The 18,344-nt window shown below is 70.1% G+C and carries 18 protein-coding genes; 4 read left to right on the forward strand and 14 right to left on the reverse strand.

Going from position 1 to position 18,344, the window contains the following annotated elements; all coding sequences use genetic code 11:
- Nucleotide 1: 1 nt before the first annotated feature.
- On the reverse strand, nucleotides 2-2,599 hold the full coding sequence (gene lanKC, locus ACGF3C_RS21915; protein ID WP_357231463.1) for a class III lanthionine synthetase LanKC: 2,598 nt from the start codon (nucleotides 2,597-2,599) through the stop codon (nucleotides 2-4).
- A 133-nt stretch (nucleotides 2,600-2,732) separates the two neighbouring features.
- Nucleotides 2,733-3,278, reverse strand: coding sequence for a carboxymuconolactone decarboxylase family protein (locus ACGF3C_RS21920; protein ID WP_357231466.1), 546 nt, complete (start codon nucleotides 3,276-3,278; stop codon nucleotides 2,733-2,735).
- 467 nt (nucleotides 3,279-3,745) lie between these two features.
- Between ACGF3C_RS21920 and ACGF3C_RS21925 the strand changes: the two genes are divergently transcribed.
- Both ACGF3C_RS21925 and ACGF3C_RS21930 read left to right on the forward strand, forming a co-directional pair.
- The gene (locus ACGF3C_RS21925; protein WP_357231469.1) at nucleotides 3,746-4,324 is read left to right on the forward strand and encodes a hypothetical protein; all 579 of its coding nucleotides are present in this window, start codon (nucleotides 3,746-3,748) and stop codon (nucleotides 4,322-4,324) included.
- Between the two features lie 268 nt (nucleotides 4,325-4,592).
- Nucleotides 4,593-5,198: a lytic polysaccharide monooxygenase gene (locus ACGF3C_RS21930; RefSeq protein WP_124853697.1), complete on the forward strand. Its 606-nt coding sequence runs from the start codon at nucleotides 4,593-4,595 to the stop codon at nucleotides 5,196-5,198.
- Between the two features lie 79 nt (nucleotides 5,199-5,277).
- Here the strand turns inward: ACGF3C_RS21930 and ACGF3C_RS21935 are convergent, their stop codons facing one another.
- Nucleotides 5,278-5,568 carry a hypothetical protein gene (locus ACGF3C_RS21935; protein WP_357231472.1) on the reverse strand — a complete coding sequence of 97 codons (291 nt, stop codon included), beginning with the start codon at nucleotides 5,566-5,568 and terminating at the stop codon, nucleotides 5,278-5,280.
- A 41-nt stretch (nucleotides 5,569-5,609) separates the two neighbouring features.
- Here ACGF3C_RS21935 and ACGF3C_RS21940 point away from each other — a divergent pair, with 41 nt between their 5' ends.
- Complete coding sequence (locus tag ACGF3C_RS21940; protein WP_357231475.1) at nucleotides 5,610-6,545, forward strand: DUF4394 domain-containing protein; 936 nt, start codon at nucleotides 5,610-5,612, stop codon at nucleotides 6,543-6,545.
- Nucleotides 6,546-6,637: 92 nt separating this feature from the next.
- Here ACGF3C_RS21940 and ACGF3C_RS21945 read toward each other — a convergent pair whose 3' ends face one another.
- From ACGF3C_RS21945 to ACGF3C_RS21995, 11 genes are all read right to left on the reverse strand, one after another.
- Nucleotides 6,638-8,293, reverse strand: coding sequence for a serine/threonine-protein kinase (locus ACGF3C_RS21945; RefSeq protein ID WP_393224673.1), 1,656 nt, complete (start codon nucleotides 8,291-8,293; stop codon nucleotides 6,638-6,640).
- 117 nt (nucleotides 8,294-8,410) lie between these two features.
- A complete protein-coding gene (locus ACGF3C_RS21950; RefSeq protein WP_357233078.1) occupies nucleotides 8,411-9,148 on the reverse strand; it encodes an anti-sigma factor in 738 nt (245 codons plus the stop codon).
- Entirely contained in the window at nucleotides 9,145-9,762 is a 618-nt protein-coding gene (locus ACGF3C_RS21955) for a sigma-70 family RNA polymerase sigma factor (RefSeq protein ID WP_393225141.1), read from the reverse strand. The genes ACGF3C_RS21950 and ACGF3C_RS21955 overlap by 4 nt, the downstream gene beginning before the upstream one ends.
- Before the next feature lie 57 nt (nucleotides 9,763-9,819).
- Nucleotides 9,820-10,281 (reverse strand): class F sortase, encoded by a 462-nt coding sequence (locus tag ACGF3C_RS21960; protein WP_357233082.1) that lies wholly within the window; start codon nucleotides 10,279-10,281, stop codon nucleotides 9,820-9,822.
- Between the two features lie 241 nt (nucleotides 10,282-10,522).
- Nucleotides 10,523-11,311 carry a hypothetical protein gene (locus tag ACGF3C_RS21965; RefSeq protein ID WP_357233084.1) on the reverse strand — a complete coding sequence of 263 codons (789 nt, stop codon included), beginning with the start codon at nucleotides 11,309-11,311 and terminating at the stop codon, nucleotides 10,523-10,525.
- Nucleotides 11,312-11,450: 139 nt separating this feature from the next.
- A complete protein-coding gene (locus ACGF3C_RS21970; protein WP_357233086.1) occupies nucleotides 11,451-12,974 on the reverse strand; it encodes a molybdopterin-dependent oxidoreductase in 1,524 nt (507 codons plus the stop codon).
- Between the two features lie 59 nt (nucleotides 12,975-13,033).
- Nucleotides 13,034-13,663: a fasciclin domain-containing protein gene (locus ACGF3C_RS21975; RefSeq protein WP_357234619.1), complete on the reverse strand. Its 630-nt coding sequence runs from the start codon at nucleotides 13,661-13,663 to the stop codon at nucleotides 13,034-13,036.
- 162 nt (nucleotides 13,664-13,825) lie between these two features.
- On the reverse strand, nucleotides 13,826-14,749 hold the full coding sequence (locus tag ACGF3C_RS21980; RefSeq protein WP_357234617.1) for a serine hydrolase: 924 nt from the start codon (nucleotides 14,747-14,749) through the stop codon (nucleotides 13,826-13,828).
- Complete coding sequence (locus ACGF3C_RS21985) at nucleotides 14,742-15,269, reverse strand: hypothetical protein (RefSeq protein WP_357234615.1); 528 nt, start codon at nucleotides 15,267-15,269, stop codon at nucleotides 14,742-14,744. Before ACGF3C_RS21985 ends, ACGF3C_RS21980 begins: the two co-directional genes overlap by 8 nt.
- A gap of 303 nt (nucleotides 15,270-15,572) precedes the next feature.
- Nucleotides 15,573-16,073, reverse strand: a complete 501-nt coding sequence (locus ACGF3C_RS21990; protein ID WP_357206671.1) for a SigE family RNA polymerase sigma factor — start codon at nucleotides 16,071-16,073, stop codon at nucleotides 15,573-15,575.
- Nucleotides 16,066-16,935, reverse strand: coding sequence for a hypothetical protein (locus ACGF3C_RS21995; RefSeq protein ID WP_357233905.1), 870 nt, complete (start codon nucleotides 16,933-16,935; stop codon nucleotides 16,066-16,068). The genes ACGF3C_RS21990 and ACGF3C_RS21995 overlap by 8 nt, the downstream gene beginning before the upstream one ends.
- Nucleotides 16,936-17,268: 333 nt before the next feature.
- On the opposite strand from ACGF3C_RS21995, the gene ACGF3C_RS22000 reads away from it, so the two are divergent.
- The gene (locus ACGF3C_RS22000; RefSeq protein WP_357233903.1) at nucleotides 17,269-18,252 is read left to right on the forward strand and encodes a GNAT family N-acetyltransferase; all 984 of its coding nucleotides are present in this window, start codon (nucleotides 17,269-17,271) and stop codon (nucleotides 18,250-18,252) included.
- The last annotated feature ends 92 nt before the right edge of the window (nucleotides 18,253-18,344 follow it).

Consider the following 18,344-nt stretch of genomic DNA (forward strand, 5'->3'; position numbering starts at 1 on the left):
TTCACCTCCCTTCCATCCGTTCGCCGATCGGGTCGCCCCCGCTGTCGCGAGGGAGTCTGTCCGCGCCCGGCAGGGGCGCGAGAAAGGGCAGCGCCGGCGGCTGGTCGTGCCGCGCGCTGGCCAGCGCGTACAGCACGCCGGCGGTGCCGGTGCCGAAGTCCATGGAGAGGCGCAGCAACTGCTCACCGGGGAAGGCGGTCCCCTCCCGGTACGGCAGCGCGTGCCAGGCCAGCCGGTCCACCTGCGCGCGAAGTTCGAGGCGGTCGGCGGCGTCGGTCGAGGCGGCGAGGTAGGCGATGATGCCGGCCCGGCCGGCGAAGAGCCCGGACTGCGCGTAGAACGGTGAGCGCGCCGCGCGGCGGACACCCGCGCTCGCCTCGGCGAACTGCTCGTCGGCCCGGTGGCGCAGGTACTGGTCGAGGACCAGCCCGATCCCGACACTGCCGTGCGCCAGGTAGGGCATGGTGCGCCAGCCCTCATTGACCTCCAGGGCACCGTCCGGGCGCAGCACACACCGGCGCAGATCCTGACGCAGCGCCGTGGCGGCGTGCTCCAGCAGCTCGTCGTCGCCGCTGAGTTCGTAGAGCCGCAACAGCATCAGCGCCGGTCCGGTCCGGCCCCGCAGCAGCCCGGCGTACGGGTTCCGTCCGCCGCTGACGTCCGGGCCCGGGTCGTCGGCCAGGTGCCCGATCACACGCTCGGCGGCCCGCCACGCGGCGTCGTACAGCGACAGCTCCCCGGTACGCGTGGCCATCTCGGCCAGGTTGAGCGCGATCCCGGACAGTCCGCTGGCCAGGCTGTGGTCGAGCCCGTCGAGGGGTTCCCGCAGGCAGATGTCGACAACGTCAAGCGCGTCCTGCCGGCGTCCGAGGTGAGCGAGGGCGTAGGCGACGCCATGCAGCCCGTCGTAGAAGCCGCAGCGGGTTCCGGACGGGGGCGACGTCGCCCGCCGCACCAGCCACTCTTCGTGCTCGGGCCACCGTCCGGCGCCGCTCTTGTCGAGCGCGTGCAGCACTCCCGCCGCCCCGTGGGCGAGGTTGAGGCCGCCGCTGCGAAACTGCTCGATGTCACCGGGGAAGAGCCGGTCGTCGCGCTCGGGGGTGGCGCTGGCCAGGATCGCGGTCGTCAACTGGTCCCGCGACGTGGGCCGGTCGTCGGCGCCGAGATCCCCTCGCGGGTCCGCTGTGACACGCGGCTCACCGGTGATCTCCTCGACCGCCGGATCGAGGAAGGACCTCGGCACCGGGAAGTTCGCGGCGATGATGTCGGCCAGGTGAGTCACCTTCGCCGGGGCGAGCCGGACGAGCTGGGTCAGTGGCAGGAACAGCGCCAGCCGCAGGCACGCCAGGGCGTACCGGTCGACCGCGGGTCCGCTGCGGTCCCTCGGGGCCGCGAAGCCCTGGTTGCGCAGCCCGGGTCGGCGGTGCCCGGCGATCGGGGCGGCCACCTCGAAGTCGACCAGGGCGACCCGGTCGTCCGGCCGGATCATGATGTTGAACAGGTGCAGGTCCCCGTAGACCAGGCCGCGTTCGTGGATCGCCGCCACGACGGACTCGACCTGCTCGTAGGTCTGGCGGGCCCACCGCGCGTACTCCGCCCGGTCGCCGTCGGTCGCGTCGGCGTCGATCAGCGGGTACCGGTCGACCAGCACCTTGTTGAGCGGTCGGCCCTCGATGAACTCGAGCGCGAGGAACCGGTGCTCGCCGAGAACGAACTCGTCGTGCACCCGAGGCACCTGCGGCAGGTCGGCGAGTTTCCGCAGGGCCTGCGCCTCACGGGCCAGCCGGGCGACGGCGTCGGTGCCGTCGGCGTCCAGGCCGGCATGGGGCCGGGCCTCCTTGAGCACCACCTCGGTGTCGGTACGCAGGTCCCTGCCCACGTACAGCCCGCCGCCGTTCGAGAAGTGGATCACCCGTTCGATCCGGTACGGCACCTCGTTGGTGCTGGTGTCGTTGCGGGCGGCCAGGTGCGGGCCGAGGAAGTCGGGCAGCGTGACCCAGGCGGGTACGTGGAAGACGGGCTCGCGGCGGTCGGGCACCAGCGTGCCGGAGTCGTCCTCGATCGCCGGCACCACCTGGCCGTCGGGTGAGTGGCAGTAGCGGGCGGCGAAGCCGCCGTAGCGCACGTGGACCGGGCCGGCGCCGTAGCGGAGGTCACTGAGGATGTACGGTCCGGTCTCGCCGGTCAGCAGCTCGTCGAGTTCCTTGCAGGCCAGCTCCAGCTCCGCGTCGTCGCGCGGATAGACAGTGACGAACTTGCCGCTGGCGGCCCGGGCGGCGTACTTGGAGTTGCGCAGCAGCAGGGTGCGCGGCCCGCGCAGGAACTTGAAGGACAGGCCGCGGGGGACGCAGTAGTTCCAGACCGCGTCCAGCACCCGCTCGGCGTTCGCCAGACCCGCCGACACATGAATCTTCCAGCCCTGCTGCGGCAGCGAGCCGCCGTCCGGCGCGTAGATCAGCCAGTCGTCGAGCGGCTCACGGCGCCAGCCGGTCGGAACCGGTCGTTCGGCAGCCGGGAAGACGGGCTGCGCGACGGCGCTGCCGAGCGAGTCGTAGAACAACCGATCCGCGGCGCAGTAGCTGTCGTAGCGTTCGTCCACCGTCTCGCCGCCTCTCGAACTCGGCCGGCTGTTGTTCCGGCGTCGAATCGAGTCTCATCGACGGGACGTGGTGGGCTCCAGTGCGCTTAGTCACGACGTTGGATGCGGTGCGCACAGGCACTCATGACATTAGTCAGGCCCGCCCGCCGTAGACAGCGGCGCCCATCGGCTTGTCGACGTCGAGGTCCGTCACTGCGGCGACCCGGGCGATCATCATGTACTGCCCGATCACCATCAGGAGCTCGACCACCTCGCGCGGGGAGAGCAGCCCGGTCAGCGCGGTGGTGGTGTCGTCGGGCGGGCGGACGTCACGGACGACGTCGGTCGTGAAGCGCAGGACGATCCGTTGCTCTGCCGTGAAACAGTCGTCCCGGATCTCGTCGCGCCCGAGCGCGTGGATCATCTCGTCCGTGGCGCCGACGGAGCGGGCGATGGGCTCGTGCTGAACCCACTCGTATGTCACGTTGCTCAACTGAGCGACTCGCAGGATCGCGATTTCGCGGAGCAGTGGGTCGAGGGCCAGGTCCTTGAGCAGCGTGCCGCCCCAGCGCATCCAGTCTGGAAACGCCGTCTCGGCGTGGGCCATGACGCGGAAGAAGCCCAGAGGAAGCGCGGCCTGCAGCGTCTCTCGGACCGGCACCGGGGCGTCGGCGGGGTTCACGTACGGCAAGCGACTCATGTTTCCCCTTGTAAGCAGTAAATCGGGTTAAACCGACCATATCCAATCCCGATTGCGCCCGCCGCAGTTCCGTCCCGGGGGACCCGGCGGCGGTGCGGCGATGAGCACCCGCGCGAGGAGGGTGCTGGTGGCCGGTCGAACCCCCGCTGACGCTCGTCGATGTTGCGAAGCCGATCCAGACGTGCTGGAATGGCTCATATCGCCGCAGCGCGGGGGCAACCGCGCTGGGAACGGCCAGCACGGGAGCATCGCAGCGCCGGCAGCGCGCCGCCTCGGCGGACGCTCGCCTGGCGGATCGCCGGGCCACCTCTACGACGACGGGCGCTTTGCCGGGCAATCATCCTCGCCCGCCGTAGGCAACCCCCTGGCACGTGTCCCCCACGGCTGACGCGCTCGACGCCTGACCCGCCGGGGGCGTCCGATTCGGCCTGCCAGCACCAGAACCGGCGACGAGGTGAGAAGCAACAATGATGTCCCGAGAGAACTTCGCGGGTTGGTACCGAAACCGCTTCGTGTGGGTAGCGGTGATCCTGCTGGTGGTGTCGGCCGGCGTTGTCGTACTGGTCAACCGGACCGACCCGGCGGCGAAGCCGGCGGATCTGCAGTCGCAGATCATCGCCCGGATGCGCACCACGCTCGAGAAGGCGGACCCGGGGCAGCACAACCACGCCGGCCACGGTGCCCAACAGGCGGCCACCGCGGAGAAGGCGGCAGTGATCTGCGGGGTCCGCGTCTACGGTTACGAGCCGACCGAGGCCACCGCGCTCGCCGACGTGCAGACCGTCTACGGCTTTCACCTCTGCGGGGTCGCCGAGAAGCAGCGCCCCTGGGACGTGGCGGTCAAACTGGCCGGTCCGGTGATCATGGACGTGTCCACCACACCTCCGGGCATCCAGGTGGTCGAGGCGACCGCCGACGTCAGGTTCATCGACCGACTGCGGCAGATGTTCCCGCCCAAGTACGCCGAGCCCGCGACGAGGGAAGCGCTGACCGAGTCGGAGATGGCCGACCTTCGGCGTCGGTACGACGCCGCAGCCGGCCTGTAACCAGGCTGGGCGGCCGGTGCCGTGGACGTATCCCGCACCCGGATCCGAACCGGGCGGCTGCGGACACCCCGGTCAGCTCGATCCACATCCGACCATAGATAGATAAGCATTGATATCTAAGTCGATAGATGCAACAGTTGGCTTGGGAGCGTTCCCATTCTGAGTTGCAGTCCCGAAGAGCGGAGGATGAACAGTGCGTTCACTCAAGTCCGATCGATCCGGCGGACGATCCCGGTCACCAGTCCGTCGGTCCCTGCGAGCATTCGTCATGGTGTTCGCCATCGTGGCCGGCATGCTGCCCTTCACCGGGGCAGCCCAGGCCCACGGCACGATCATCAACCCGATGAGCCGCGCCTACCAGTGCTGGAAGACGTGGGGCAACCAGCACATGAACCCCGCCATGCAGCAGCAGGACCCCATGTGTTGGCAGGCGTTCCAGGCCAACCCCGACACCATGTGGAACTGGATGAGCCAGTTGCGGGACGGCCTCGGCGGCCAGTACCAGGCTCGCACCCCGGACGGCCAGCTGTGCAGCAACGCCCTGTCCAGGAACGACAGCGTGAACCAGCCAGGCGCGTGGAAGACGACCACCGTCAGCCGCAACCTCACGGTCCAGCTGTACGACCAGGCCAGCCACGGCGCTGACTACTTCCAGGTCTACGTCACCAAGCAGGGGTTCAACCCGTCCACCCAGAAACTCGGATGGGGCAACCTCGACCTGATCACGACGACCGGGCGCTACGCGCCGGCGCAGAACATCTCGTTCAACGTCTCGCTCCCGTCACGCAGCGGGAACCACATCCTGTTCGTGCTCTGGCGGGCGTCGCACCTGGACCAGACCTACATGTGGTGCAGCGACATCAACGTCACCTGATCGGGACGACCGAAGCAACAGAGTTGATCCGGCTCAGGGCGCCAGCGCCCTGAGCCGGATTGCTCTTTCGGCCCTGCCCTCATTTCGCTGCGGCGGCGGGGCGCTGGTCGCGTCGCCCCCCGACGCCGAGCGAGACCGTGTAACCGCTGGTGATATCACCAGCCAGGGCGCCGAGCTGGCTGACGTCGCCGCCCTTCGTGGATTCACCGTGTCGGGTGTGGTTGATCGTCGCACGTCGACTGCACCGTGCAGAAGGTGCGAAAGTTGAAGGAAAGGCCGAATCCCGACAGATGCTGCGGATCGTCTCTACATAGGCTCTGAGCAGGGAATTCATCCCTGCACCGTCGCCGAAAACGGCGTCGGATTCCACCGAGGAGTCCGACGGTGCATCTGATCAAGGAAGTGCCCCTCATGCACCGTACGCTTCGCCGAGGGCTGCTCGCAGCCGCCACAATGATCGTCGTCAGCATCGGGATCACCGCGACGCCAGTCACCGCCGCCCCACCAAGCCACAGCACAGCAGCGAGCATCCCGGCTCGCGGCCTGCCCCTGTTGGGCACTGGGACCTGCACCCTGCTGTGGGACCTGCTGAACGCCGGAGGCCGAAACGGGCTCGTCGCCATCGGTCTCACCGACGGTCAGCACCTGATCAAGTTCGCCGCCAACCGCCCCGCCCTGGCCTGCACCATCGGCTCGGTCGACCTGCCCGGCAGCGAAGCGCTCATCGGCATCGACTTTCGCGTCCAGGACGGAAGGCTCTACGGCGTCGGCAACAACGGCGGCATCTACGCGCTGGACACGCGCACCGCGGCGGCCACGAAGATCAGCCAGCTGACCGTCGCGCTGAGCGGCACGTCGTTCGGCGTCGATTTCAACCCCGCCGCCGACCGACTCCGGATCATCAGCGACACCGGGCAGAACCTGCGCCACAACATCAACCCCGGCGGCACGACCCTTGTCGACGGCCCTCTCACCTACCCGCCCAGCACCGCCGCCGTCGGTGTCACCGGTGCGGCGTACACCAACAACGACCTGAACCCCGCCACCGCTACCACCCTCTTCGACATCGACACCACCCTCGACCAGGTTGTCCTGCAATCCCCCGCCAACTCGGGGCAACTGGCCGCCACCGGCGCACTGGGGGTGAACGCGAACCTCCAAGCAGGCTTCGACATCCACAGCCCGCTGAGTGGAGACCGCGCCCTGGCCAACAACGCCTACGCCGTCCTCAACGGCGTCGGCGGCTCCCGGCTGTACCGGGTCGACCTCCTCACCGGGGCGGCTCAGACGACAGGCGTGTTCAACGGGCACGTGGTCCTCGACCTCGCCCTGCTTCTGCGGCAGTGACCATCGGGTGGGGTGTCGGGCCGCACCCCTCCCACACTCGTCCACCCTCAGGTTCGCACCGCCATGTCGACCTGTGACCGGCAACCGCCGCGTCAGTCGAGGCGGATGCTTGCCAGTGCCAGTCGTTGGAGCGGCTCGGTCTCGTTCCACTGGCTGTCCTGCGTGATCCAGGACAGGCTGTAAGCGCGGGTCCTGCTCTCGTTGATCAGCAGCCGGCGGGCGTGCAGCCGCGTGCCGCCGGCCTGGTCGCAGGTGTACTCCCACTCCGCCGCGCCGCCCGGGCGGATGACCGGCCCAATACTGATCCTCTGGTAGCCGGCCAACGCCCCTGTGGTCAACGCGTCGCGCTCGGCGGCCTCCCACCGCTTCGACGGTACGGAGGAAGCTGTCGCGGCGGGGTCGACGGCGATGGCCCGCACCTCGGCGGGATCGCGGAAGCACACCAGTGCACCCTCGGTGTGCCGGCTCCATCCCTCGGGCACCGCCAGCAGAAATCCGGCGGGGTCCTGGTGCCACGCCCAACCGTTCGGCAGGGCGTACGGCAGCGGTGCGCCAGGCGCTCGCAGAGGCTCGGCCCCGCTGGAGTCGGCGTCCTCCAGGCAGGGGTGGGCCGGCGGTGCCGTCGCGGTCGATTCCACCACGCCGGCGGCCGCACCGCCTGGTTCGGCCGCCGAAAGGCTGTCCTCGCCACGCCAGCCGCCGATCACCGCACCGGTTGCCGTGACGACGACGGCCGCGACCGCCAGCAGGCCCACCACGGCACCGGCGAACGCCCAGCCGGTCGTCCGATCACGGGAGGTGGGTGTCAAGACCGGAATGACCATTGTGGTGATCGCGTCCGCGGCGGGCGGCACCGCCGGCGTGACCGCCCCGGGCCGCCGGCGTGACCTGGCGCGCACACGCGGCCAGCGGCCCGCCCGCGCCACCGGCGCGGGCGTCGCCGCGGCCACCTGCTCCAGCTGGTCGCGGGCCTCCTGCGCGGAGAGGCGCTGGCGGGGGTTGCGCAGCAGGAGACCGGTGATCGCGGGTTCGAGCGGCAGGACGGTCATCCGGTCCGGCGCTTCGGTGGCCAGGGCGGCAAGCATGGCCAGGGTCGATGGCCGGCTCCATGGCGGACGGCCCTCCGCAGCCAGGTAGAGCGTCGCGCCGAGGGCCCACAGGTCGGTCGCGGGGGTGGCCCTACCGTCGCGGGCGCGCTCCGGTGCGGTGTACTGGACCGTCGACAGGCTCCCCGCGGTGACGGTAGCGGGATCCCGGGAGTCGAAGATCGACAGACCGAATCCACCGAGCATGACCCGCCCGTCGTCGGCGAACAGCACGTTCTGCGGCCGGACCTCCCGATGCGTCACTCCCCTCGCGTGGGCGGCACTCAGTGCCGCGATCAAATGCAGGCCGACCCGCGCCACCTCGGCCGGCGCCAGCGGACCGTCGCTGACAACCATCTCGGACAGGGAACGGGAGGGCACGTGCTCCATGACGAGCCACAGATATCCGTCGGTGCTCAGCACGTCCCACATCGCGACCACGCCCGGATGATCCAGACCGGCCAGGCCGCGTACCTCCCCGAGCGTTCTGTCCCGCAGCCGGGACCGCTCCGCGTCGCTCACCCAGCCCGGGAGGGTGATCTGCTTGAGAGCGACGTGCCGATCAAGCACCTCGTCGCGTGCCAGCCAGACGCGTCCCGAGGTCGCGGTGTCCCCGATCAGCAGAAGCCTGCGGTACCGGCCGGCGAGCAGCTCGTCATCCATGCGGGTGATTCGGAGCGGTCCCCCGTCCGGATGGGCGGGGTGACCAGAAGCACCAGGTTCGGGCATCGGACAGGGCTGGGCCGCACGCCGACGTGACGGCGGCCGGCCCAGCCCAACTCAGCTCAGCGCCACCGTGCCCACGATCCGAGTGGGGGCGACGGAACCACCGACGGGCTCGTTGGACACCCCGAACGTGCCCGCCTCGCCGACCGGGCCGATGACAGTGGTCGACGCCCTGTCCCCCTCGGCGAGCTGTCCCACCTTGCGGGGCTCACTTCCCCGGATGAGCCAGAGCTCATAGATCCGCCCGGCACCGGGCGCGGGAAGGTCGCGCAGCAGCACCACACCGCGGTCGCGGTCACGGGAGACAACCACCGTGGCGGCACCACCGGGCGGCAACGACCGCTCGAACACCCGGGCGTCCGGGGCGTCCAGGACGGCGGCGATCTGCCGGGCCTGGTCGCTGCTGGCCTGCTCGTCGCTGATCCGATCGTTGCTGACGGTCCAGGTGACCGCGCTCGCGCCACCGGCGACGAGAACGGCTGCGGCGGCGGCCACCGTGAGCTGTCGCCACCTGCCTGCCTGCCGTCCGCCGCTGGCACCCGCGGAGCTGACGCGCAGTTGCGGGGTCCGGGCCGCCTGAGCGAGGGTCCGCTCCCGCAGACCCGCCGGGGTCGCCGGGGTCGCCTCGATGACGGCGTCGTCGGCGAGGCGCGCGACGGTCTCCCGCAACTCGGCCACCTCGACGCGGCACGGCTCGCACTCGGCCAGGTGCCGCTCGAACGCAGCCCGCTCAACGTCGTCGACCGCGTCCAGGACGTACGCACCAGCGAGGGTGTGAACATCGGCGCTCATGCCCGTCCCTCCATCTCGATGCCCAGGCAGTCGCGCATCCGGATGAGTCCGTCGCGCATCCGCGTCTTCACCGTCGGCAGCGGCGTCTGCAACTTCTCGGCGACCTCTCGGTAGGTGTGACCGCCGTAGTAGGCCAGGGTCACCGACTCCCGCTGCACCGGCGTCAACCGGCCCAGGCACCGGCGGACCTGCTCCCGCTCCAACCGGGCACTGACGTCCTCGACCACCTCGTCGTAGGGGACGTGTGTCTCGGTCGCGGCAACCCGCAGAGCACGGTCGGTGTGAGCCTGTTCGGAGCGCACCCGGTCCACCGCGCGGCGGTGCGCCATGGTGAGGATCCACGCCGAGGCCGATCCCCGGCCGGCGTCGAAGCGCCCGGCGGTGCGCCACACCTCGACCATCACCTCCTGCGTCACCTCCTCCGCCTGCGCCGGATCGCGGACGACCCGCCGGGCCAGCCCGAGGACCCTGCCCGCCACGGCGTCGTACAGCATGGCGAACGCCGCCTCGTCGCCCCGCGCCACCCGCGTCAGCAACTCGTCGGCGTTCGGTGGGGTCGCGGTGTCCGGCGGCACTGCTCGCAACCGCCGCCCCTGTTCCGGGTCGCCGCTCATTCTCGGCATGTCCTCTCCCTGTGCTGTCGACGGCTCGGTGTGCCGCCGCACTCGTGTCTAGGCGGGACGAGCGTGGGCGAGGCGCGCGTAGACGATGACATTGTCGCGGTAGTGCTGGGTGCTGTCGTCGAACTCGCCGCCGCAGGTGATCAGGCGTAACGCCGCATGGTCGGTCGCCCCGTACACCTCGGCGGTGGGGAAGCGGTCCTTGGGATGCTGCTCGACCCTGGTGACGGTGAACATCGCGGTGCTGCCATCCTGACGATCGACGGTGATCCCGGCGCCGACAGGCAGCTTGCCCAGGTCGAAGAACGTCCCGCGGCGGCCCTTCCAGTTGACGTGCCCGGCCAGCACGGCCGGGCCGAGAGCGCCGGGCGTCGGCGCCTTCGTGAACCAGCCCACATCGGTGGCGCTGTCCGGAACCTGCATCGCACCGTCCGACTGCAGACCGAGCGCGACGATGGCGGCGGTGGCCTTCAGCGACGCGATCGACACCCGCGTCGGCGGTGAACCGGCCATCAGCGGTCCCGAGGTCAACTCGCCGGGCCCGCTCGCCGGGACAGGAGACGCGTTCGCGGCTGGTGCCGCAGCGGACCTGTCGGGTCTGGGCGGGTCGCCGCCCCGCTCGGCGACTGCGACACCGATCGTCAGGACCGCCGTCACGGTGAGGATGCCGGCCGCCGCCAGGAGCGCGTGACGCCCCCGGCGACGGCCAGCCGGCGCTGGTTCGCCACCGTTGTCCATCATGATCGCCGTCGGCTCAGCGCTCGCCGGCGAGCCGACGACGCGCGACGACCGCACCGGCGGCGCCGAGCAACGCGAGACCACCCACGGCGTAGATCATCATCGGCGATCCGCCGGAGGTGCTGCCATCTCCGGTGGCGACACCCCCCGCGGGTACGGAGCCGGCGGCCGCGCCGCTGACCATGCCGCACGTCGCGGGGTCGGTGGCCTCGGCGGGGATGCCGTTGACGCCGACGGACTTGGCGAACGTCGACTCGCCGAGCGCTTCCATGTCGTACTTGCCGTTCTTGTTGGCGTCGATGCCGTGCTGCACGAGGTGCAGGTCCTTCAGGTGCGCGATAGTGCCCTGGGGCAGGTCCCCGGCGGGGATGGTGCGCTCGTAGCTGAGGTTGCCGTTCGCGTCGGCCGTCGGCATCCGATCCACCGCCAGGCCGCTGGCCTTGGTCGTGTCCCCGGTGGTGGTCAACGAGATGAAGATGTCCCCGTACATCTTGAGGCCCTCCTCGGTGCTGACGAAGCCGTTGCCGTTGGCGTCGGCGGACTTGTCCGGGCAGTGGAAGTCCATGCCGTTCGCTGCGCCGTGCACGTGCTGGGCGTGCGGCGAGTTCGGCGTCATGCCCTTCGACCGGATCATGACCTTCAGGTCACCGCCGCTCGTAGCGGTCAACGTGGCGGTTCCGGTGGCACCGGTCTCGTTGAGGTCCTGCAGCTGGACCTGCACGCTCTCGTCGGCGTACGCGACCCCCGGAAACGCGAGGAACAGGGCGGCTGCGGGCACGGTGAGCAGGGCTCGGGACAATCTCACAACAAATCTCCGTCTCCGCCTGGGTACGGCGTCGATGCTCAGGTGCTGTCGTGAGGGATTCGTCGCCTCCGGTCCACCGGATTGGTCCCGGCCCGGATTGTTTTTCCGGCCCGGACGGCGAACCGTCGGACGGACCAGTTCAGGTGATGGTCACTGTCGTGCTGTGCCAGCCGGTCGCGCCGTCCGGGAAGGGCGCGGCCCGTTGATCGGTCTGGGTCGCGCCGGTGGCATCGGTGGCCCGCACGCGCAGGGTGTGGCTGCCGGGGGTGGCGTCCCACCGGTAGGTCCACTGCCGCCACAGGTCCGCTGAGGGGCCGTCGGCGAGACGGGCCTGCCGCCACGGCCCGTCGTCGATCTGCACCTCGACGGCGGTGATCCCGCGACGTTGCGCCCAGGCGACACCGGCGATCATGACGGGACCGGAGCGCCGTTGGGCGAAGGGTTTCGGGGTGTCGATGCGGGATGCGGTCTTCACGGGCGCCTCGGCGGCCCACCCGCGCTGCACCCAGTAGGGATCGAACGCGTCGAAGGTGGTCACCTGCATGGAGGTGAGCCACTTGCAGGCGCCGACATAGCCGTAGAGGCCGGGGACGAGCATGCGGACGGGAAAGCCGTGCTCCAGGGGCAGGGGTTCGCCGTTCATGGCCACGGCCAACAGCGCGTCGCGACCGTCGAGGATCGCCTGAAGCGGGGTGCCGATGGTCATGCCCTCCACGGAACGGCTGACGAGCTGATTCTGCCCGGCGCGGATGCCGGCCTCGCGTAGCAGTGGGGCCAGGGGGATCCCCGTCCAACGGGCGGTGCCGATGTAGGGGCCGCCGACCTCGTTGGAGACGCAGTTGAGGGTGATGTCGCGCTCCACCACACCGCGGGCGAGGAGGTCGTCGAATGTCCAGGTACGGGGCCGATCGACCGCTCCACCCAGGGTCAGCCGCCAGGTTTCCGCGTCGACCTGCGGGACGGTGAGGGCGGTGTCGACCCGGTAGAAGTCCCGGTTGGGGGTGAGGAACGCCGAGACGCCGTCCACCCCAGCGGAGACGCCGCCGGGCAGCGGCGGCGCGGGTTGCCTGGGAGGCGGTATGCGAACGGCCGCGCGGGAACGGGCGCCTGCGGCTCTGCCGCGCCCGACAGTCTGGCCGATGGTCGCCGTGGCGCCGGCGGTGACCGCTGCTCCCGCCGCCGTGGCCAGAAACTGGCGGCGGTTGAGCAGCCGCGGGCGACCCGAGCCAGGAACCGGGAGCGTCCGAGCGGCGTGTGCCACCACCAGCATCGCGGTCATCCCGATGCCGGCCCCCGCCAGTACCGGCAGGACGTCCACGAGTGTCGCCGTCGGGCGGGACAGGGCAGCGGCGACACCGACGGCAGCGAACGCGGCAAGGCCCGCCAGACCATAACGGCGTCGTCGTAACGTCGCCACGCCGAGCAGGACCGCGCTCAGCGCCAGCACTGCGTAGACGCCGGCGAGGAGAGCGACCTTGTCGTTGCTGCCGAAGGAGCGGATGGCGAATGCCTTGACCGGTTGCGGTGCCAGATCCACAGCGGCACTACCGACTGTCAGCACCGGATCGGCGGCCGGATCGACCAGCGCCGCGACGAGGTGGGCCACGCCGAGGGCGACCCCGGCGCTCAGCACGCCGACGACGAGGCCGCGGATGGCTGTCATGCTTCGGGACGGCCCCGGCCGGCGGTTTGCCGGCCGGGGCTCGACGGGGGTGGACACCCTCAGCTCTTGGGCATCAGGACGCTGTCAACGATGTACACGGTGGCGTTGGCCGTCGAGACGTTCCCGCAGACCACCATCGAGGTGCCGTTGACGGTGAACGACGTACCACTACCGGTCACCGTGACGTCGTCGCCCTGCATCGTCTTGTGGGTGCCGGCCAGGGTGTCCGGGGACAACTGGGTCGGCACCACGTGGTAGGTGAGGATCTTCTTCAGCATGGCGTCGTCGGCCAGGACCTTGTCCAGGTCGGCCTTCGGGATCTTGGCGAAAGCGTCGTTGGTCGGCGCGAACACCGTCACGCCCTGCGCGCCGTTGAGCGAGTCCACCAGGTTGGCCTGCTTCACGGCCGTGACCAGCGTCGACAACAGTGGGTTACCGGACGCGGCGGTGGCCACCGGCACCTTCGCCATTGCCTCGAAACTTCCCGGGTTGGACGAATCGGTCGGCACGGCCGCGCACCCCGAGCCGAACTGACCCGACATCATCATCGACGGCGAAGCCGAGGCCATCGGCGCGCTGGCCGACGTACTCGGCGTTCCGCTGGCGGTGTCCTCGCCGTCGGTTCCGCCGCAGGCGGACAGGGCCAACACGGCGATCACGCCGACCGTGGCAAACAGGCGCCGCTTCATACGAACTCCTCAGATGCTTGTACTCGATTGCTGCTGTCATGAGGCATTCGAGGCAGACCCGCAGACGGATGGGTACAAGATCGGGAATTGTGTGCTGCCGGCGATGACAGGCGCCTACCCGGCAGGTCGACCGACCCACTGTCGGCCTGAGCGGACGCGGGCCTACCCCGGCGACAGCCCGTCGTGCGCAGTGGCGGCGCGCAGCTCCTTGAGCACGTACGTGGCGGCCTTCTCGACGACGCGGATGCCCTCCTTCTGACTCACGTGATGGTCGGAGAGCACGGCGATCAGCCAGTCATGATCGGCCTCGACGACCCGCCCGATGCTGTTGACCAGCCAACGACCCCCGTCAACATCAGCGGTGTCCCAGCCGTTCTTGACGTACTCGGAACGACCGCCCGGCTCCCGTGCGGCGGTGACCCCCCACCGCTGCTCGGGGATCACCTTCTTCATGAGACCCATGACGAAGGTACGGTCCTGCGGGGTCAGCGGTCCCGTCGGCGACGTCAGCGCGGTCAGCAGACGAAGCTGGTCGGCGACCGTGGTCGTGGTGAGTCCCCAGTGCGAGTTGGGCTTCGTCTCACGCAGGCCGAGCTCGCGGTTCGCGGCGTTGAGGCCGCGCGAGCCCTCGATCCGCTGCCACAGGGCCACCGCCGCATCGTTGTCACTGGACACGATCATGGCCTCGGCCAACCGCCGGGTGCCGGAACTCAGGGCCTTGCCCGGCGGGTTCTGGCGCAGCAGGAGAGCCGCGAGGATGTTGACCTTGACGATGCTGGCGGTCTCGAACCGTTTGGCGCCGACCGTCACCGAAGCCGTTCCCTGCCGATCCAGTGCCGCGACCGCCAGGTGGCCGTCGTACCGCTCCACGTAGGCCTTGATGCGCATTCTCGCCTGGCCGATCCAGTCGATGGCCGGCGTCGTGGGGATCGGGCTGGCCGGGGAGGAACCGTGCGATGGTCCGGCTCCGTCGCCGTCGCGGCCGCGCGTGGCACCGAAGGCGGCCGTCGCAACGCCGGCCAGCGACACGGTGGCCGCGGAGAGAACCCAGCGTCGCGACAGCCGCCGGCCAATCCGCTCAGCCAAGGCGGGCCACCACCCTCGCCGCGATCGAGTCCACCACGGCCTGACTGCCCGGATCGGGCAGGCGGACCGTCGAGACCGTCTCGCCTCGTCTCACCATCACGAAGTACGTGACGGTGCTCGGGGCGTCCGCATGTGCGATGCGACCTCGAATGAGCATCCCGGCGCCCTCCAGATAATGCGGATCCACGACGTCGAACGAGACCTGCGATCCGAGGACCGGGTAGCTCGCACAGCGCAGGAGGACCCGACGGACGTCATCGACGTTCCGCTCGGCCCATCCAGGTTCGTACGTCTCCACGACGTGGTGGGCCGGCGACGAGCCGTCAGACAGCCGGTAGTAGCGCTCCACGGCAGCGCGCCGATGGGACTTGGCCAGGTAGTCGCTGCTCCGGTAGTCGGGACAGCTGTCCTGCTCCCACGGCCAGGCCGCCAGACCGGTTCGCGCGTCGTCCTCGTGCCAGTCCGCTCCCAGATCGCCCGCCCCCAGCAGCAGACCCGGGTCGCCCCGGTCCGCGTTCACTGTGTGCAGCTCGTCGGAGCCGACACCGGCCTCCCCCCGATCGCACCCTGCGGCCATCACCAACAACGCCGACAGGACCGCGACCGAACCTCGGCCTCTGCCGCGAATCCGGCCTCGGCTCGTCCTGCTGCTCGATACGGACACCGAGAACCTCCCCAGACGCAGATACCTGCCACCACACGTGGCGCTTCGGCCGACGCGTGGCGGCACCTTCGTCGCCGCCGCAGCACCGACGCGCCGGTTCGCCGGCCGACGGTCCGACCCCAAAGGGATCCGCCACACCCCGCCCGCAGACGGGACCCGTCAATGGCGTTCCTCGGCGAACAGCTCGGAACGGGTCTCGCCGAGCAGCTCGCGCAGCCGGTTGAGGGAGCGCATGCTCTGGCTCTTGACGACGGCGATGGAGACGCCCACTACCTCGGCGGTCGCCTCCACGCTCAGGTCGTCCCAGTAACGCAGGACGATGATCGCCCGGTCCCGCAACGGCAGGGTGGCGACCGCGTCCAGCAACGTCATGCGCAGCTCAGCCGGATGTTCCTCTCCCCGCTCCGGCGGCGTCGACATCGCCAACTCGCGGCTGGAACGACGTCGCTGCTGGTCGAGCATGCAGCGCAGCAGTATCTTGCGGGCGTACGCGTGGGGATCGTCGGCCCGGCGGACCCGCCTCCAGTTGGCGTACACCTTGGCCAGCGTCGTCTGGGTGAGGTCCTGGGCGAGATGCCAGTCGCGGCACATCAGGAAGGCGGCGTCGCGCAGCCGGCCGGCGGCCGCCTGCGCGAACTCCACGAAGTCTTCGTCAGCCATTCGACCGGGCCAACTTGGGGAACCTCTTGGCACCGTTGATGACGTACTCGGCCGGCAGTCTCGTCCCCCAGGTCGGGTTGGCGGCGATCTCGGTCGCCTCCTTCACGGAGAGGACGGCCGGTGCCGGAACGGTTCCCTTGGGGTCCCAGACCAGACAGGTAGCGATCATGAGATCGACCTGGAGGCCGGCGTCGTGATGCACGGTGACCATCTGGCTCTGCACGCAGTTGCCGGGTACCTCGGTCAGCTCCACCGTCCCCGGGCGAGGGTCGCCGCCGAGGCGGTCCCGGTAGATGGAGAGCCGCAGCATGCCCGGTCCGTCGCCGCGGTCGAGGTAGAGCTGGACGAACGGCATGCCGGGGCCCGCCCCGCTGCTCTCCAGATTCGCGTAACCGCTGGTCTTGCCCGGGGGCAGCAGCCGGATCAGCAGTTCCAGGGCGCCCTGCGGTGTGGTGGTCGCCAGCTCACCGTCCGGCCCCGCCCCGATCCTCACGGTGTCGATCACAGTGGTGGAGGGAGTCGGCCCCACTGGCCGAGCGGGGTTCTCTTCGGTGCCCGGCTCGAACCCGCCAGTCGGGGAATCGGTCGGGGACGGCGTGCCGGTGTCGACCGACCCGCCCGGCAAAACCAGGTTCGGCCCGCCGGGCTGACCGGTGTCATCCGCTCCGATGCCGAGCGGACCGGCGGCCAGGCCGATCACGAGCAGCATCGCCAAGGCCGATCCGCCGGCGCCGAACTGCGCCAGGCGACGCCGGCGGCGCAGTCGGCGGCCCTGCACCACCGCCTGCTGGACCAGGTCACCCAATGGCGGGGCGGGGTGTCGGGCCAGGTCGTCCCTGAAACGCCCACGCACGTCGCCCATGTCCTTGTTCCTCCTCGGCCGACCGCCCGCAGTGGCGATCCGTCATTGACCTGACGGGTTGGCACGCCGATTTGGTTACCGGATTTCGACGGGAATTTTCAGCCACCCGCGTCGGCGGAGCGCAGCGTTCCAGCGCGTGTACGGCCACCTCCGTAGCGTCACGCTCCGCTTGCCAGAAGCGTCGCCGCAGGCGGTTCGAGCAGCTGACGCTGCTGGCGAGACTGTCGAGTGAGGCACAACCCGTAGAGCATCCTAGGAGGTTAGGTTGACGCTCTCCGGCGATCCCGACCTGCGGTTGACCCTCATCGAGCCAGGTCCATAGGATGGCCATCGATGAGGATCGCGAGTTGGAGTCGCGCCACACCAGCCGAGGCAGCAGAGCTGGCAGCACTTTTCCAGCGCGCCGAGGCGGTCGCCCCGGTCGGCATGGAGCAACGCGCTGAGGACGTCCGGAACCGACTGGCCACTCTCGGGCCGGACAGTGCCGGACGTACCCGGGTCGGCCGCGACGACACCGGCAGCGTCGCCGCGTACGGCGAGGTCGCCGACATGGGAACAGCGGACGACGTGCTCCGCATTCGCCTGACCACCGTGTTTCATCCCGACGTCGCGGACGACGTCCGCACAGAGCTGCACCACTGGCTCATCGACCAGGCGGAGCAGGTGCGGAACGACCGGGGGTCGGCACAGGCCGTCCTCGGTATCCGGTCTGCCGAGAACGACGCGGCCGGGCGCGAGCTGCTGATCCGTGGCGGCTTCGCGCTGGTCCGGCACGAACGGGACCTCGTCCTGGCGGTGCCTGACGAGCCGCCGGCTCCCGCGCTGCCGCCCGGTCTGGTGCTGACACCTGTCGACGAGCGCTACGACGAACTCGCCCGGTTGGCCCACAATGAGGCCTACGCCGACAGCCCCGCAGCGGTTCGACCAGACCAGCGCACCTGGCCCCAGCACGCGACCGGGCATCCGCGGTTCCTGCCCGACCTCTCCTGCCTGGTGCTCGCCGAGGCCGACCGAGGCGACAACCCGGTGGCCGCCTTCCTCTTCGCACTCGCCGACGGCAACACGGACACGCCGACGGCGATCCTGCACTGCCTGGGCACCCGAGCGCCCTGGCGCCGTAGTGGTCTGGCCACAGCGATGATCTCGCGGGTCCTGCACCGCGCGCCCTCCGCCGGCGTCCGACAACTACGACTCAAGGTCACCGACAGCAATCACAGCGCTCTGACGCTTTACCGAAAACTGGGTTTCGTGGAGTCGGGGCAAGGGTTCGCGGTGCTGATGCGCCAGCTCAACCCCGAGGCCGACGAGCAGCCGTAAGCCCGACTCCCGCTCTGCGCCGGGCACGCAGCAGGTTCTGCGATCCGCCACAGCGCGTGGAGCCCGCCGATGCGGCCGTCCCGCTTGTCGGT

The sequence above is a fragment of the Micromonospora sp. NPDC047762 genome (genome assembly GCF_043204655.1).
In the GTDB taxonomy this organism is placed as follows: Bacteria; Actinomycetota; Actinomycetes; order Mycobacteriales; family Micromonosporaceae; genus Micromonospora.

What these genes read in the sequence shown, in the direction of transcription:
- ACGF3C_RS21945 (WP_393224673.1), bottom strand. Translation starts at nt 8,293, where the DNA reads ATGGATGACGAGCTGCTCGCCGGCCGGTACCGCAGGCTTCTGCTGATC.
- ACGF3C_RS21995 (WP_357233905.1), bottom strand. Translation starts at nt 16,935, where the DNA reads ATGGGCGACGTGCGTGGGCGTTTCAGGGACGACCTGGCCCGACACCCC.
- ACGF3C_RS21940 (WP_357231475.1), top strand. Translation starts at nt 5,610, where the DNA reads ATGCACCGTACGCTTCGCCGAGGGCTGCTCGCAGCCGCCACAATGATC.
- ACGF3C_RS21990 (WP_357206671.1), bottom strand. Translation starts at nt 16,073, where the DNA reads ATGGCTGACGAAGACTTCGTGGAGTTCGCGCAGGCGGCCGCCGGCCGG.
- ACGF3C_RS21950 (WP_357233078.1), bottom strand. Translation starts at nt 9,148, where the DNA reads ATGAGCGCCGATGTTCACACCCTCGCTGGTGCGTACGTCCTGGACGCG.
- ACGF3C_RS21955 (WP_393225141.1), bottom strand. Translation starts at nt 9,762, where the DNA reads ATGAGCGGCGACCCGGAACAGGGGCGGCGGTTGCGAGCAGTGCCGCCG.
- ACGF3C_RS21960 (WP_357233082.1), bottom strand. Translation starts at nt 10,281, where the DNA reads ATGGCCGGTTCACCGCCGACGCGGGTGTCGATCGCGTCGCTGAAGGCC.
- ACGF3C_RS21975 (WP_357234619.1), bottom strand. Translation starts at nt 13,663, where the DNA reads ATGAAGCGGCGCCTGTTTGCCACGGTCGGCGTGATCGCCGTGTTGGCC.
- ACGF3C_RS21920 (WP_357231466.1), bottom strand. Translation starts at nt 3,278, where the DNA reads ATGAGTCGCTTGCCGTACGTGAACCCCGCCGACGCCCCGGTGCCGGTC.
- ACGF3C_RS21930 (WP_124853697.1), top strand. Translation starts at nt 4,593, where the DNA reads ATGGTGTTCGCCATCGTGGCCGGCATGCTGCCCTTCACCGGGGCAGCC.
- ACGF3C_RS21970 (WP_357233086.1), bottom strand. Translation starts at nt 12,974, where the DNA reads ATGACAGCCATCCGCGGCCTCGTCGTCGGCGTGCTGAGCGCCGGGGTC.
- ACGF3C_RS22000 (WP_357233903.1), top strand. Translation starts at nt 17,269, where the DNA reads ATGAGGATCGCGAGTTGGAGTCGCGCCACACCAGCCGAGGCAGCAGAG.
- ACGF3C_RS21925 (WP_357231469.1), top strand. Translation starts at nt 3,746, where the DNA reads ATGATGTCCCGAGAGAACTTCGCGGGTTGGTACCGAAACCGCTTCGTG.